This is a genomic window from Aquabacterium sp., assembly GCF_014378415.1.
Classification (GTDB): domain Bacteria; phylum Pseudomonadota; class Gammaproteobacteria; order Burkholderiales; family Burkholderiaceae_C; genus Aquabacterium.
On the sequence record NZ_JACMNS010000051.1, the window covers coordinates 1 to 13,628 of the forward strand.

Below are 13,628 nucleotides of genomic sequence, written 5' to 3' on the forward strand. Positions count from 1 at the left end.
CCTGAAGGACCGCTTTATCAGCCCCGCCCTGACGGCCGACCTGGCCCGCTGGGTGCCAAAGCTGACGCGGCGGGAGTTGCAGGCAGGGCATTGGGTCACGCTGCAGCAACCGCAGGTGTTTGCGCAGGCGGTGCGCGAGTTTGTTGGCGCACTGCCGGTGGAAATTGCCTGCGCCGAACCCTCCAGGGGCGACGCCAGGCAATCCACTTAAACGGCTGCTGCTTTTGCGCAATGGCGGGCTTTGCGGCGTGCCACGACCACGCCCATCAGTACCAGGCCCAGCCCCATCAAGGCGTTGGTGCCGGCTTCAGGCACGGCACTCAGCAGGTAGCTGCGGCTGTTGCTGGCGGTGACCAGCAACTGACCCACATCGTTCAGGCCCACCACGCGCGTGAAATACAGGCCGGCGATGGGCGCCACCAGCGAATTGACGTCCAGGTAGTCCAGGCCATTCAGCGCAGTGACGAAGCCATGCGATTCGCTGCCGACCGAGAATGAACCGGCCACCTGTCCCAGGCTGTTGATCGCGAACGCCGAACTGAAGACCCCACCCATCAAGGCGCCCAAGTCAGTCATGCCCACACCGTTTGGCCCGGTGACGAAGGCACGGGTGCCCAACACGTTTGGGGGGATCTCCATCGTCGCCGTGAAACCGTTGGTGTATCCCACGACCTGGCCCGACGCATTCACGGCAGTGGCCGAACTGATGTTGCCGCTGAGCCCACCGATGTGGCTGATGCCCGGAACACCCACCTGGCTGCCAAAGGCCGCGCCCGCGCAATTGCAACTCTCGGCGGCGCTGCCCACCACCTTGCCCGAGTCATTCACGGCATTGGCGCCGCTTAAACTGGTGGGCGTGCTGCCCCGCCCATTGGAAAAGGAGCCCAGGTTGACCAGCGGCGCGCCTGCCGAAGCTGCAGAAAACCTGCAGGTATTGCCGTCTGCGGCCACCGCATAGCCGACGAGCTGACCCAGGTTGTTGAACCCTGTCGCGCCGCTGGTGCTGCCGCCCAGGGTGCCCAGATCGGACATGCCAACACCGCCGACACCTGTGGCAAATGCGCGCGTCAAGCCGACGGCCCGATCGGCACGACCCACCACCTGGCCCGCATCATTGATGGCCGAGGCGTAGCTGGATGCAATGTTCGACTGCCCGGTGCTTGTCCGCCTCAGAGTACCTTGGTCGGCGTGCGTAGCCTGCTGTCAAGGGTTGGCATGGTTGGGTTGAATCGTGTAGCGGGCTTTGAGCTGGCTCAAAGGGTGGCTGCAGTTGATCAATTGGCGGTGCTGCAACTGGCCCACCACAATGCCTGGGTGGACACCCAACGATTGCGCAAAGGCGACCACGCTGGCCTGGTTGAGCGGCAAGCTGGCCAGCTCTGCCTGCCGTGCACGCGGGATGAGCACATCGGTGGCGAAGCGGTTCGCTTCTTGCTCTTCGGCGGACTGGATCGCATCACCCGACGAGGCGTCGTCCAGAAACACGGCGCGGGTCGGATGCTTGAGGATGTGCCCCACTTCGTGAAAGAAGCTGAACCAGAAACCATCATTCCACTTGCCCAACAAAGACAACTGGATCAAGGGCTTGCCACCGACCCAGCGGGCCACGCCCGACACATGGGTGCCAGGCAAGGCTGGCACAAACACCAAGGCCACACCCGACTGCGAGCACAAGCGGGTCAAGCCCGCGCTGATCTCGGCCGGACTGCTCAAGCTGAGTGCCCGCATAGCGGGCAAATGAGCCTCCAGCGTTGCGGCGTAGTAGTCGGCCGTTTGCAAACGGGTCGCGGCCAACTCCCCCATCCGCAACCAGGCGGTGATGGCGGCGGCATCAGTTTGCTGTTGCGGCTTGGCGCGACGAAACTGCGCCTGCATCTTGTCGTAATGCGCCTCCCAACCCTCGGGCGAGGCCACGCCAAAGAAGCGCACCAGGTCATCCACCAACTGCTCTTTGAAGCGGCTGCTCAAACGCCCCGCGGGTAACATACCCGCCGCTTGCAAGGCCTTGATGGGGAAGCGTTCAAGCCAAGGGATGTGTGCTTTGCGGCCTTGCGCATCGCGCAAACGGGCCAGGTACTCACGGTAACGCGCTTCGCGGGCTAACCAGAAGTGCGCAGGCACCTGCAGCACACGCTCAAGCTCCAAGGCGGTGTCTTCGGTGATCTCTTTCTTGCCCGCCATGATTTCGTTCACAGCCTGGACAGGACGACCCAGCCGCCGCGCCAACTCCACTTGGGTCAAAGCGCGTTCGTCCATCAGGTCTCGCAAGGTGTCGCCAGGTGGGGAAACTTCTACCGGCTGGTAAATCAGGTTTTCATCAATCATGGTAGTTCACCACTTCAATCACGGTCACGTCGTCAATGGATCGCCAATCAAGCCCCCCATCAGGTTTGCAGGGCGGCGGCTGGCGTGTGGGCTGAACAATGAGCCGCAATCCAGCGGCCAAACGACAAGAAAACTGCCCATGGCGGTCACCCTTCAGCTCTTCCCAGTGGCCAGGCAAATGGCGCAGATCCTCTATGCTGAAGGCGGCATCCAGGTCATCAAGGCGGCTCTTGAGCTTGTCTGCGGTCGGCCTACCAAAGCGACGCGTACGCTCTGGTTTTGATTCGCAAGTCTTCTTGAGCTTGTCCGTGACAAATCGAACCTGCATTTTTATATAAAATATTCACCCCTGAGGTGAAGACTTTATCAGAATTCTTCGCGGCACCCTATGCACTCTTACTCAAAAGACCAAGCCCCCGACTACCAGCTGTCCTGCTTTTGGCGCACCCCCAACAAGGACGGCCAAGATGCGCAATCGTGCGCGCAAAGGCTGTGCGACTTCCTGCAGGCCATCCAGCCGCACTGCCCGGCCGGGACGCAGTGGCATTTTCTGGGGCCGAAGGACGCTTTGACACGCGTCCCCACCGATGCCGACAGTCTGCGTCTGAACGCCTTGAGTCCAGGCAACGGCGATCCGCGAGGCGTGGCGCCCCCTACCGGCCATGCCTGCGGGCGTGCAGATCAAGACACTGGACGACGGTGGCCCCTACATCGTCACCACGGCCGAACGCTACAACCGCTTCATTGATGCGCACCACGAGCTCAGCGACACCGTCAAGGCCGCACTGACACTGGCCGACCTGCGTCCGAGCGGCGCCCACTTCTTATAATCCCGGAATTCCCCTTTTCACAGGCTGGAGCCCCCTCATGCAAAAAATGGGGCTGCCAGCCTGATCTTGTCTTGCCGGTGCCCCCCATGAGCGATTCAGCCGAAAACCAAACCTACGACCCGCGCGCCCTTGAGGCCCGTGCCCAGCAGCACTGGAACGAGCGCGACGCCTACCGCGTCACCGAAGACAAGACCAAAAAGCCCTTCTACGCCTGCTCCATGCTGCCCTACCCCAGTGGCAAGCTGCACATGGGCCACGTGCGCAACTACACGATCAACGACATGCTCACGCGCCACCTGCGCATGAACGGCCACAACGTGCTGATGCCCATGGGCTGGGACGCCTTCGGCCTGCCCGCCGAGAACGCCGCCTTCAAGAACAAGGTGCCGCCCGCGCAATGGACCTACGACAACATCGCTTACATGAAGAAGCAGATGAAGGCGATGGGCCTGGCCATCGACTGGAGCCGCGAGATCGCCACTTGCCAGCCTTCGTATTACAAATGGAATCAGTGGCTGTTTTTGAAGATGCTGGAAGCAGGCATCGCCGAGCGCCGCACGCAAACCGTGAACTGGGACCCGGTGGACCAGACCGTGCTGGCCAACGAACAAGTGATCGACGGCAAGGGTTGGCGCTCAGGCGCGGCGGTTGAAAAGCGCGAGATCCCGGGCTACTACCTGAACATCGTCAAGTACGCCGACGAATTGCTGAGCGCGGTGGCCAACCCGGAAGACCCAAACTACCTGTCGGGCTGGCCCGAGCGCGTGCGCGTGATGCAGGAGAACTGGATCGGCAAGTCTGAGGGCGTGCGCTTTGCGTTCAAGCATGACATCGCGGGCAAGGATGGTGCCTTGATCAACGACGGCCAGCTGTGGGTCTTCACCACGCGCGCCGACACGATCATGGGCGTGACCTTCTGCGCCGTGGCGCCAGAGCACCCGCTGGCCACGCACGCGGCCGCGTCGAATGCCAAGCTGCAAGCCTTCATCGAAGAGTGCCAGACCGGCGGCACCACCGAGGCCGAGCTGGCCACGCAAGAGAAAAAGGGCCAGGCCACGGGCTTGTTCGTGCAGCACCCGCTAACCGGCGAGCAGATCGAAGTTTGGGTCGGCAACTACGTGCTGATGTCGTATGGCGATGGCGCTGTGATGGGCGTGCCCGCGCACGACGAGCGTGATTTCGAGTTCGCCAAGAAGTACGGCATCGCGATCAAGCAAGTGATTCAAGCCGAAGGCGAAAGCTTCAACCTTGATGGCTGGCAAGACTGGTACGGCGACAAGCAACGCGCCACCTGCGTCAACAGCGGCGCGCTCGACGGCCTGAGCCACAAAGAGGCCGTGAGCAAGGTAGCCGAACTGCTGTCGGCCCAAGGCATCGGCGAGAAGAAAACCACCTGGCGCCTGCGCGACTGGGGCATCAGCCGCCAGCGTTACTGGGGCACCCCCATCCCCATCATCCACTGCGGTGATTGCGGCCCCGTGCCCGTGCCCGAGAAGGATCTGCCCGTCGTGTTGCCCGAAGACGTGGTGCCCGATGGCAGCGGCAACCCGCTCAAGCTGCGCCCCGATTTCCTGAACGTGGGCTGCCCCAAGTGCGGCAAGCCGGCCCAGCGCGAAACCGACACCATGGACACCTTCGTGGATTCGTCGTGGTACTTCCTGCGCTACACGGCGCCGGACAACGCGACCCAGATGGTGGACGAGCGCACCGAGTACTGGATGGGCGCGGCCAACGCTGCAGGCAACCGCGGCATGGACCAGTACATCGGCGGCATCGAACACGCCATCCTGCATTTGCTGTATGCGCGCTTCTGGACCAAGGTGATGCGCGACCTGGGCCTGACCAAGGTGGACGAGCCCTTCAAGAAGCTGCTGACGCAAGGCATGGTGCTCAACCACATCTACTCGCGCAAGACCGCGCAAGGCGGCGTGGAGTACTTCTGGCCGCACGAGGTCGAGAACATCATGGACGCCAGCGGCAAGGTCGTCACTGGCGCCAAGCTCCTGGCCGATGGGTCGTTGGTGGACTATGGCGGCATCGGCACCATGTCCAAGTCCAAGAACAATGGCGTGGACCCGCAAGAGCTGATCGAGCAGTACGGCGCTGACACGGCCCGCCTGTTCGTCATGTTTGCCTCGCCGCCTGAACAAACATTGGAATGGAACGACTCCGGCGTGGAAGGCGCGTACCGCTTCATCAAGCGTGTGTGGAACTTCGTGACGCGCAACACCGATCTGATCAAGCCTGGCTTTGCCGTGGACCGCACGCAGTCCGTGACATTTTCAGATGAAGCCAAGACGCTGCGCCGCGAGATCCACGCCATCCTGCGCCAGGCCAATTACGACTACGAGCGCATGCAGTACAACACCGTGGTGTCGGCGCTCATGAAGATGCTGAACACGCTGGAAGCCGCCAAGCTGCCCGCCACACCTGAGAACAGCGCCGCGCTGGCCGAATGCGTCAGCATCATGCTGCGCCTGCTCTCGCCCGTGTGCCCGCACATCAGCCACGTGTTGTGGACGGATCTGGGCTACGCCGAATGCTGTGGCGAGTTGCTGGACGTGGCCTGGCCCGGCGTGGACGAATCCGCCCTGGTGCAAGACGAGATCGAGCTGATGCTGCAGGTCAACGGCAAGCTGCGCGGCTCCATCAAAGTCAGCGCCACGGCCGACAAAGCCGCCATCGAAGCCGCCGCCCTGGCCAGCGAAGACGTGGCCAAGTTCAGCGAAGGCAAGCCGCCCAAGAAGATCATCGTGGTGCCCGGCCGCCTGGTCAACGTGGTGGTGTAAGGTGCCCAGCATGAACCGCCGCACTTTTACCCTGTCCCTGCTGACCTTGGCCACCAGCGCTGCCGTGGGCCTGAGCGGCTGCGGCTTCGAGTTGCGCCACGCGCCCAACCTGGCGTTCAAGAGCGTACAGTTGACCGGTTTTGCCGCCAACTCGCCACTGGCCAGCGAACTGGCCAAGGCGCTAGAAGATGCCGGCGTGTCCGTGGTGGAAAGCACCGCTGCTGCCGCCGCGCAGCAAAACGTGCCGGCCAACATCGCCGCGTCCAGCCCCCGGGTCCTCAGCTCGCACGTCGTGCTGGCGGCCCTGTCGGACACGCGCGAACAGGCCGTCGCCTCGATCACGGCCTTCAGCCAGGTGCGTGACTTGTCGCTGCGCACCCGCTTCAAGTTCCAGCTCACCCGCGCCGATGGCAGCCCGTTGATCGCCCCGATCGAACTGCTGCTGACCAACGACCTGCCCTACAACGAGAAAGACGCCCTGGCCAAGATTGACGAGTCGGCCGCCATGCACCGCGCCATGCAGACCGACATCGTCCAGCAGGTCATGCGCCGCCTGGCCGTGGTCCGGCCCGAGCAACTGGCCCGCTGAGCCTGGCATGCAACTGCGCCTGGAACAATTGGCCGCCCACCTGAACAAGGTGGGGCCCAGCGGCATCAAGCCCCTCTACACCGTCTATGGCGACGAGCCCCTGCTCGCCCAAGAAGCGCTGGACACCATCCGCGCCGCCGGCCGCGTGGCGGGCTACACCGAGCGGCAGGTGCACACGGTCTCGGGCGCTTATTTCGACTGGTCCAGCCTGCTGGGCGCGGGCAGCGCCATGTCCCTGTTCGGCGACAAGCAGTTGATCGAGATCCGCATCCCGTCCGGCAAGCCCGGCAAGGACGGCTCGGTCGCGCTGCAAAGCTATTGCGCGCGCCATGCCGACGACGACAGCGTGCTGACCGTCATCACCCTGCCCCGCCTGGACAAAACGCAAACCACCAGCGCCTGGTTCACCGCGCTCGACACCGCGGGCGTGACCCTGCGCTGCGACCCGATTGAGCGCAACGCCCTGCCACTGTGGATCGCGCAACGCCTGTCCGCCCAAGGCCAGCAGGTCGAGCCCGGCGAGGCTGGCCAGCGCGCCTTGGGCTTCTTTGCTGACCGGGTCGAGGGCAACCTGCTGGCCGCCCATCAAGAGGTCGCCAAGCTGGGCCTGCTCTACCCACGCGGCCCGATCAGCCTCGAGCAGATCGAAGAGGCCGTGGTCGATGTCGCCCGTTTCAATGTCTTCAAGCTCAGCGACGCGGTGCTGTCGGGCCAGGTGCAACGCACCCTGCGCATGATCGACGGCCTGCACGCCGAGGGCGAAGCCGCCGTGCTGGTGCACTGGGCCCTGTCCGAAGAAATCATGGCGCTGCACCGCAGCCGCGCCGCGCTGGATGCCGGCAAGCCCCTGCCCATGGTGCTGCGCGAGCAGCGCATCTGGGGCCCGCGCGAGCGCCTGTTCGAACGCGTGCTGCCGCGCCTGAAGGCCCCCAACCTGGCCCGCCTGGTGACCGCCGCCAGCACGGTCGATGGCATCGTCAAAGGCCTGCGCCACCCCCAGTGGCCCGAAGACCCCTGGGAGGCCCTGCGCCGCCTGGCCCTCATGCTGTGCCGCCAAATGGCGCCGCAGACCTGACCGTGGTGCGGCGCACCATCGCCTGAACAGGCCGTGGTTGCGCTGGAAAATCCGCACGCCATCCCTGCGGCCTGCTTGTTATATTGCGGAACGACCTGCATTCAAAGAAAGACCTCCCTTGAGCGATGGCGCCCTGGTTCCATTGAACCGATCCGAGCATTTGTACTGGGCTGGCGAGGGCTACCTGGGGCCGATCAACATGCCCTTCATGTTGCGCTTCGACCGGCCGGTTGACGAAGCCCTGCTGCGTCAGGCCCTGCGCGAGCTGACCACCGCCTTTCCGCGCCTGCGCGGCGTGGTCGTGCCCACCGCCTTCACCTACCAGCTGCGCATCCTGCCCGACGACCTGTGGCTGGACCAGCGCTTCAACGACGCCTACCGGGTGCAACACGGCATCGACGTCAATGACCGCGCCGCCCTCGAGAAATTCCACAGCGAGATCCTCAACGAAGCCGTCTCCCTGGAGCGCGGCCTGCCCTGGCGGGCCCGTTTCATCCCGCATGCGCAAACGCCCATGCTGGTGTTTTCAGTGCACCACCTCATCGGCGATGGCCGCTCGGTGCTGCAAATGCTCACCGCCCTCATGGGCCGCCTCAGCGGTCACCCCATTGCCCCCTTCCCGCTGGAGTCGTCCAGCATGGTGGCCGCCGTCACGCCGGTGAAGTGGACGCAATGGCCCGCCAGCATCGCCGGCTGGTGGCGCAACGGACGGCGCGATGCGCGCAGCAGCCAAGGCCAGAAGATCATCACCCTGGCCAGCCGGCGCAGCGAGCGCTACACCACCACCAGCGTGCGCTACCACGAGCTGCCCGCCACCTCCGACCAGCTGCGCCTGCTGGCCAAGCAAACCGGCACCACGGTCAACAACCTGGTCGTCGCCCTGCTGGCCAACGCCTTCCTGGCCCTGGAGCCCGACAACCCGCAGGCCGTGGCCGCTGTCCGCATTTCGGTTGATCTGCGGCGCTACTTTCCCAAGGGACAGCAACCCGAGTTCGGCAACTTTGTGTCGTCGTTCACGGTGCGGTCCCAGCACCAGCCCACCCTGGCCGCCCAGGTCGAATCGGTCGAGGCGCAGGTCAAGGACCACCTGTCCCGCTACGCGCGCCGGGAATACGCCCTGCCCTTGATCGCCTACGAGTGGCTGCCCCTGATGGGCCGCACCCTGTACAGCCACCTGATCGTCCAGTCCAAGGCCAAAGGCTCGCTGCCGGTGCTGAGCTGCCATTTCACCAACCTGGGCAACCTCGATTCGATCCACCCGCCTGATGCCCAGGTGCGCCTGACCGAATGCTGGCCTGCCACTTTGAGCACCGCCCTGCTGCTGGCCCTGGTCAACCTGGGCGGCAAATTGTTTTTCACAGTCGCCTTTCAAAACGACGAAACTGACGAAAAGGCCACTCAGAACCTTTTCCAGATCCTGGACCAGCAACTGCTCGCCATCACTTCAAACCCACCGCCAAGCACCGTTGCGTGACTGCAATCACGAATTGAAGGGGCGCTGCACCGCCATGACCACGCTCAAGCCCATCAAGACTTCCCCGCCAATGCCGATATTCCTTGGGTCGGATAAAGATCCATGGAGCAATGAGGCGCGGTATGAAGCAGCGGTTCGATCAAGTCGATGCCCACAGCAGGGCCCCCACGAGCGCACACTCGAAAGGCCTGGCCTCGTCACCCGCCACCACCAGCCACACCGGCAGAGCCGTGGCCACGCCCGCCCCCACCAGCGGCGCCTGGCTGTCCGAAGCCCTCAAACTCTGGTGCACTGAGCCCCACAGTCCTCGCTGATCCTCATGCTGCCCGCCTTCATCAACCCACGTCGCCTGCAGGCCCGCATCGTTGCGGTCTATCTGGGCTTGCTGATCGTGGTGCAGGCCGTCAGCTACTGGTTCATTCAAGACAGCATTGACCGCAATGCGCGGGCCTCGATCCACACCGAGTTACTGACCGGCGAGAAGGTGTTCCTGCGCCTGCTGAGCCAGAACGCCGACAACCTGGCCCAGGCCACGCGCGTGCTGTCGGCCGACTACGGCTTTCGCTCGGCGGTGGCCACGGGCGATCAAGAGACGCTGCAATCGGCCCTGATCAACCACGGTGACCGCATCAAGGCCAGTGCCGCCGTGTTCACCGACGCCCAGTTCAATGTGCGCGCCAGCACCATCAAATCGCCCGACCATTTCGTGGCCGCCGTGCAGCGCTACGCGCGCCAGTCCGTGGCCGCCGGCTCCGACCAGCGCCAGGTCGAAATCATCGACGGTCAGCCCTACCAGATCGTCGCCGTGCCCGTGCGCGCGCCCGCCATCATTGGCTGGGTGGGCATGGGTTTCCCGATTGGCGAGAAGCTGCTGTCCGACATGAAAGGCCTGTCGGGCCTGGACGTGTCACTGCTGCTGCGCAAGCCCGATGGCGACTGGAGCGTGAGCCTGGCGACGCTGGAGGCCAAGGACTGGCTCGCGCTGGCCACGGCCTGGACGCGGCCCACCAGTGATGACAACAGCGGTCTGACCTTGCAGGTGGCCAACGCCGAGTACAGCGGTCACCAGCTCATCCTGCCTGGCTCACCGGGCCAGCCGCCCGTCACCGCCTTGCTGATGCGCTCGGTGGACCAGGCCCTGGCGCCCTACATGGAGTTGAAGCTGACCCTGCTGCTGCTGAGTGCCGTCGGCGTGGCCGTGTTTGGCTTTGGCAGTTACGTCACCGCGCGGCGCATCACCACGCCGCTGCGCATCCTGTCCAACTCGGCCCGCCGACTGGAGCGGGGCGACTATGGCGCCGAGGTGAAAATGTCCTCGAGTGACGAGATCGGCGAGCTGGCCCAATCCTTCGAGACCATGCGCCAGGCCATCCAGACCCGCGAAGGCGAGATCCGCCGCCTGGCGTACCAGGATGCGCTGACCGACCTGCCCAACCGCGAACAGTTCCGCCACGACCTGCGCCAGGCCATCGTGCGCGCCAAGGAAGACCAGACCCCTTGCACCGTGTTGCTGCTGGACATGGACCGCTTCAAGCACGTCAACGACGTGCTGGGCCACCGCTTTGGCGACCGCCTGCTGCGCTCCGTGGCCGAGCGCCTGACCAGTGAAGTGCTGGGCGAGCGCGATGTGCTGGCGCGCCTGGGCGGCGACGAGTTCGCCATCCTGCTGCAGAACACCAATGCGCAGAAGGCCTACCCGATGTCGCAACGCATCCTGCGCGCCTTTGAGCGACCCATCACCCTGGACGACCACACGGTGGACCTGAGCGCCGGCGTGGGCATCGCCAGCGCGCCCGAGCATGGCGTGGAAGCCGACACCCTGCTCAGCCGCGCCGAAGTGGCCATGTACGCGGCCAAGCAGCAGCAAGCCGGCACGGTCACCTACCACCCGGGCCTTGATTCGACCAGCGAAGAATCGCTGACCCTGCTGAGCGAGTTGCGCTACGCCGTCGACAACCACCAGCTGCGCCTGTACCTGCAACCCAAGATCAGCCTGCACACCGGCCAGTGCATCGGCGCCGAAGCCCTGATGCGCTGGGAGCACCCCACGCGCGGCATCGTCCCGCCCATGCGCTTCATCCCCTTCGCCGAGCAAACCGGCTTTGTGCGCGTGCTCACCGCCTGGATCACCGAGCAGGCGGCCATCGTCAGCAAATCGCTCAGCGACGCGGGCATGCCCCTGAAAATCTCCGTCAACCTGTCCACCCGCGACCTGATGGACCAGGAGCTGCCCAACAAGCTCGACAAACTGCTCAGCCAGCACGGCGTCAACCCCAGCATGATGGTGATGGAGATCACCGAAAGCGCCATCATGGACGACCCGCAGCGCGCGCTCGTCACCCTGAACAAGCTGCACGCCATGGGCCTGAAACTGTCCATCGACGACTTCGGCACCGGCTACTCATCGCTGGCTTATCTGAAGCGCCTGCCGGTGGACGAATTGAAGATCGACAAGTCTTTTGTGATGAACATGGAAAGCGATCTGCAAGACGCCAAAATTGTGCGATCGACGGTGGACCTGGCCCACAACCTGGGTCTGACCGTGGTGGCTGAAGGCGTCGAAAACGCCAAGTCCTGGAAGCTGCTGGCCGGCCTGTCTTGCGACGAGGCTCAGGGCTTTTTGATCTCGCGCCCCATGCCCGCCGATCTGTTCGCCAACTGGGTGCGCGGCTGGACGCCACCGGACACCTCACACGAGTGGCTGGGCACCGAGTTTGCCGCGATGATCTGACGGGCTTGGCTTCAAGCCCGTAACGCGCGGGCCAGTGCCTCGTAGGCCTGAAGCTGGTCGACGGGCAGGCTGCCTGCCACAGGCGATGCGGCCGTGCTGACCAACAACGATTCAATCAAGCGTTGCGCATCGGCCAAGCGCGGCAGCACCGGCCCCGCGAACAAGACCTGCCCCTGCCGGGCCACCAACAGCGTGGGAAAGGTCTCGACATCGATGTCGCCCACCAGGTCGGACTCATCCTCGATGTCGATCCAGCGATAGCGGTGCTCGGGCAAAGCCGCTTGCAGCGCCTTGAACAAGGCCTCGTACTCGCCGCAAGTGCCGCACCAGGCCGCGCACAGGCACACCACGTCCAGGAGGACTGGGGCGGGGGCGGGCGATGGCGAAATGGACGGGTGGCTCATGTGGGGCAAGGCGCAGGCTGTACTTTGCTACAACTCGTTGAACAGCGTGATGTGGAGTTCAAAGGCGAGTTTCGCCTCGGCCACGACAGCATCTTCATCAAGTGGCGACAGCACAACGGACGCCAAACCGGTGCGGAACGTCTTGGCCAACGAGGCGGTCGTCGTTGCATCGCCAAAGTCGTAGAACGCCACCGGCACTGGGGTTTTCAACATGGGGTTCGAGCTGACAACGCGCTTGAGAACCTGGCCGCCACTTAAATCACCCAGGTAGCGCACATAGGCATGCGCCAAGAGCAATTGCGGGCAGGCAAGGTCGATCGCTTCAATCCGTTTTGCATACGCCACCGTTGCCGAAACGATGGCATCTGACTCGCGCCAATCGCCGCCCTTGAGTGCCGAGAGATCCGCGCGCAAAGCCGCTGCCCGCCGAATTGCCGGATGGGCGATGCGCGACAGGACCGGATGGGCAGCGTTTCGGTCCAATGCCGGCTCGAGTGCCGAATAGATCATCAACAAGTTGGACAGCAGCGCAACGTAGCGGGTCTCATCGATTTCGCAGCGAAGCAAGCTGCGCATGATCGGCGTGCTCTCTGCGGTTGCATGCAAGGTTCGCGTTTCCGAGCGAAGCCGTTCAGAGAGGTTTGGTGTCATTTGACAAGGCTGAAGTAAGACTTCCGTCATGGTGAGGCAAGCAAGTTTGATGCTCGAAGACTACACTGCGCCAGCCATTCAATTGTCGCCCATGCTGCGGAGCAAACATGCTTACGAACACCGTGTCCGACCTTGAACTCGCCCGTTGCGAGGATGAACCCATCCGCATACCTGGGGCCATTCAACCTCATGGTTGGCTGTTTGCATTTGATGCCCGAACGTTCGTGCTTCAACATGCGAGTGACAACGTCTCTGCTCTCCTGGGTCGAAGAGTGGAGGACATCCTTGGTTGCTCGCTGGCCGAATGGCTAGAGCCCGACGACGCAGCGGGCTTCGCAGAAGCGTTGCATCCGCCGACAACCTTCGACATGAACGAGCCACGTCCTCTGGTGTTGAACGGCGTGCTGCATCACGCTTGCGTGTACCGCGCCGACCTCCTGGTTGTTCTAGAGCTGGAACGCTTTGTTCCGCCGGTTGATAAAAACGACCACTTGCTGGCGCGCGCGCTGCGCAGACTGTAAGCTGCAAATGGGTTGCCCGAGCTGCACGAAGTCGCCGTGCGCGAAGTCAGGGAGTTGACCGGTTGCGACCGCGTTGTCGTCTATGCGTTTGGCAAAGATGGGCACGGTCGGGTCTTGGCAGAAGCCAAGGCGAGCGACGTGCCTTCTTATCTCCACTTGCAGTTCCCGGCCTCTGACATCCCGGCGCAGGCGCGCGAACTCTACAAGCAAAATTGGCTGCGCATGATCCCGGATGTGGA

General features: G+C 63.7%; 14 protein-coding genes and 1 pseudogene. 11 read left to right on the forward strand and 4 right to left on the reverse strand.

Annotation, left to right across the window (positions count from 1 at the left end; all coding sequences use genetic code 11):
* Positions 1–211, forward strand: a pseudogene (locus H7225_RS05275) (short chain dehydrogenase); the annotation flags it as partial.
* On the opposite strand, the gene H7225_RS05280 reads toward H7225_RS05275, so the two are convergent.
* Positions 208–1,173 (reverse strand): hypothetical protein, encoded by a 966-nt coding sequence (locus tag H7225_RS05280; protein ID WP_366481288.1) that lies wholly within the window; start codon positions 1,171–1,173, stop codon positions 208–210. The pseudogene H7225_RS05275 and the gene H7225_RS05280 sit on opposite strands and share 4 nt — an antisense overlap.
* 30 nt (positions 1,174–1,203) lie before the next feature.
* Entirely contained in the window at positions 1,204–2,325 is a 1,122-nt protein-coding gene (locus H7225_RS05285) for a helix-turn-helix domain-containing protein (protein WP_290659738.1), read from the reverse strand.
* A gap of 139 nt (positions 2,326–2,464) precedes the next feature.
* Here H7225_RS05285 and H7225_RS05290 point away from each other — a divergent pair, with 139 nt between their 5' ends.
* The 8 genes from H7225_RS05290 (at position 2,465) to H7225_RS05325 (ending at position 11,813) form a co-directional block, all read left to right on the forward strand.
* A complete protein-coding gene (locus H7225_RS05290; protein ID WP_290659739.1) occupies positions 2,465–2,608 on the forward strand; it encodes a hypothetical protein in 144 nt (47 codons plus the stop codon).
* 349 nt (positions 2,609–2,957) lie between these two features.
* Positions 2,958–3,155, forward strand: coding sequence for an Imm52 family immunity protein (locus tag H7225_RS05295; RefSeq protein ID WP_366481289.1), 198 nt, complete (start codon positions 2,958–2,960; stop codon positions 3,153–3,155).
* Between the two features lie 86 nt (positions 3,156–3,241).
* Positions 3,242–5,944, forward strand: a complete 2,703-nt coding sequence (gene leuS / locus H7225_RS05300; protein ID WP_290659741.1) for a leucine--tRNA ligase — start codon at positions 3,242–3,244, stop codon at positions 5,942–5,944.
* A gap of 10 nt (positions 5,945–5,954) precedes the next feature.
* Entirely contained in the window at positions 5,955–6,533 is a 579-nt protein-coding gene (lptE, locus tag H7225_RS05305) for an LPS assembly lipoprotein LptE (RefSeq protein WP_290659742.1), read from the forward strand.
* Positions 6,534–6,540: 7 nt separating this feature from the next.
* Positions 6,541–7,608 (forward strand): DNA polymerase III subunit delta, encoded by a 1,068-nt coding sequence (holA, locus tag H7225_RS05310; RefSeq protein ID WP_290659743.1) that lies wholly within the window; start codon positions 6,541–6,543, stop codon positions 7,606–7,608.
* 118 nt (positions 7,609–7,726) lie between these two features.
* On the forward strand, positions 7,727–9,082 hold the full coding sequence (locus H7225_RS05315; protein WP_290659744.1) for a condensation domain-containing protein: 1,356 nt from the start codon (positions 7,727–7,729) through the stop codon (positions 9,080–9,082).
* Between the two features lie 122 nt (positions 9,083–9,204).
* On the forward strand, positions 9,205–9,396 hold the full coding sequence (locus H7225_RS05320; RefSeq protein ID WP_290659745.1) for a hypothetical protein: 192 nt from the start codon (positions 9,205–9,207) through the stop codon (positions 9,394–9,396).
* Between the two features lie 5 nt (positions 9,397–9,401).
* Positions 9,402–11,813 (forward strand): EAL domain-containing protein, encoded by a 2,412-nt coding sequence (locus H7225_RS05325; protein WP_290659746.1) that lies wholly within the window; start codon positions 9,402–9,404, stop codon positions 11,811–11,813.
* Positions 11,814–11,824: 11 nt separating this feature from the next.
* Here H7225_RS05325 and H7225_RS05330 read toward each other — a convergent pair whose 3' ends face one another.
* A complete protein-coding gene (locus H7225_RS05330) occupies positions 11,825–12,217 on the reverse strand; it encodes a thioredoxin family protein (protein WP_290659747.1) in 393 nt (130 codons plus the stop codon).
* A gap of 27 nt (positions 12,218–12,244) precedes the next feature.
* Positions 12,245–12,898, reverse strand: coding sequence for a biliverdin-producing heme oxygenase (locus H7225_RS05335; RefSeq protein ID WP_290659748.1), 654 nt, complete (start codon positions 12,896–12,898; stop codon positions 12,245–12,247).
* A 77-nt stretch (positions 12,899–12,975) separates the two neighbouring features.
* On the opposite strand from H7225_RS05335, the gene H7225_RS05340 reads away from it, so the two are divergent.
* Positions 12,976–13,389 (forward strand): hypothetical protein, encoded by a 414-nt coding sequence (locus H7225_RS05340; protein ID WP_290659749.1) that lies wholly within the window; start codon positions 12,976–12,978, stop codon positions 13,387–13,389.
* Positions 13,390–13,401: 12 nt separating this feature from the next.
* The coding region (locus H7225_RS05345) for a GAF domain-containing protein (RefSeq protein ID WP_290659750.1) at positions 13,402–13,628 on the forward strand (227 nt) is incomplete at its 3' end.

Coding starts and splice junctions, on each gene's coding strand:
- H7225_RS05285 (WP_290659738.1), bottom strand. CDS start 2,325: ATGATTGATGAAAACCTGATTTACCAGCCGGTAGAAGTTTCCCCACCT.
- H7225_RS05290 (WP_290659739.1), top strand. CDS start 2,465: ATGGCGGTCACCCTTCAGCTCTTCCCAGTGGCCAGGCAAATGGCGCAG.
- leuS (WP_290659741.1), top strand. CDS start 3,242: ATGAGCGATTCAGCCGAAAACCAAACCTACGACCCGCGCGCCCTTGAG.
- lptE (WP_290659742.1), top strand. CDS start 5,955: ATGAACCGCCGCACTTTTACCCTGTCCCTGCTGACCTTGGCCACCAGC.
- holA (WP_290659743.1), top strand. CDS start 6,541: ATGCAACTGCGCCTGGAACAATTGGCCGCCCACCTGAACAAGGTGGGG.
- H7225_RS05320 (WP_290659745.1), top strand. CDS start 9,205: ATGAAGCAGCGGTTCGATCAAGTCGATGCCCACAGCAGGGCCCCCACG.
- H7225_RS05325 (WP_290659746.1), top strand. CDS start 9,402: ATGCTGCCCGCCTTCATCAACCCACGTCGCCTGCAGGCCCGCATCGTT.
- H7225_RS05330 (WP_290659747.1), bottom strand. CDS start 12,217: ATGAGCCACCCGTCCATTTCGCCATCGCCCGCCCCCGCCCCAGTCCTC.
- H7225_RS05335 (WP_290659748.1), bottom strand. CDS start 12,898: ATGACGGAAGTCTTACTTCAGCCTTGTCAAATGACACCAAACCTCTCT.
- H7225_RS05340 (WP_290659749.1), top strand. CDS start 12,976: ATGCTTACGAACACCGTGTCCGACCTTGAACTCGCCCGTTGCGAGGAT.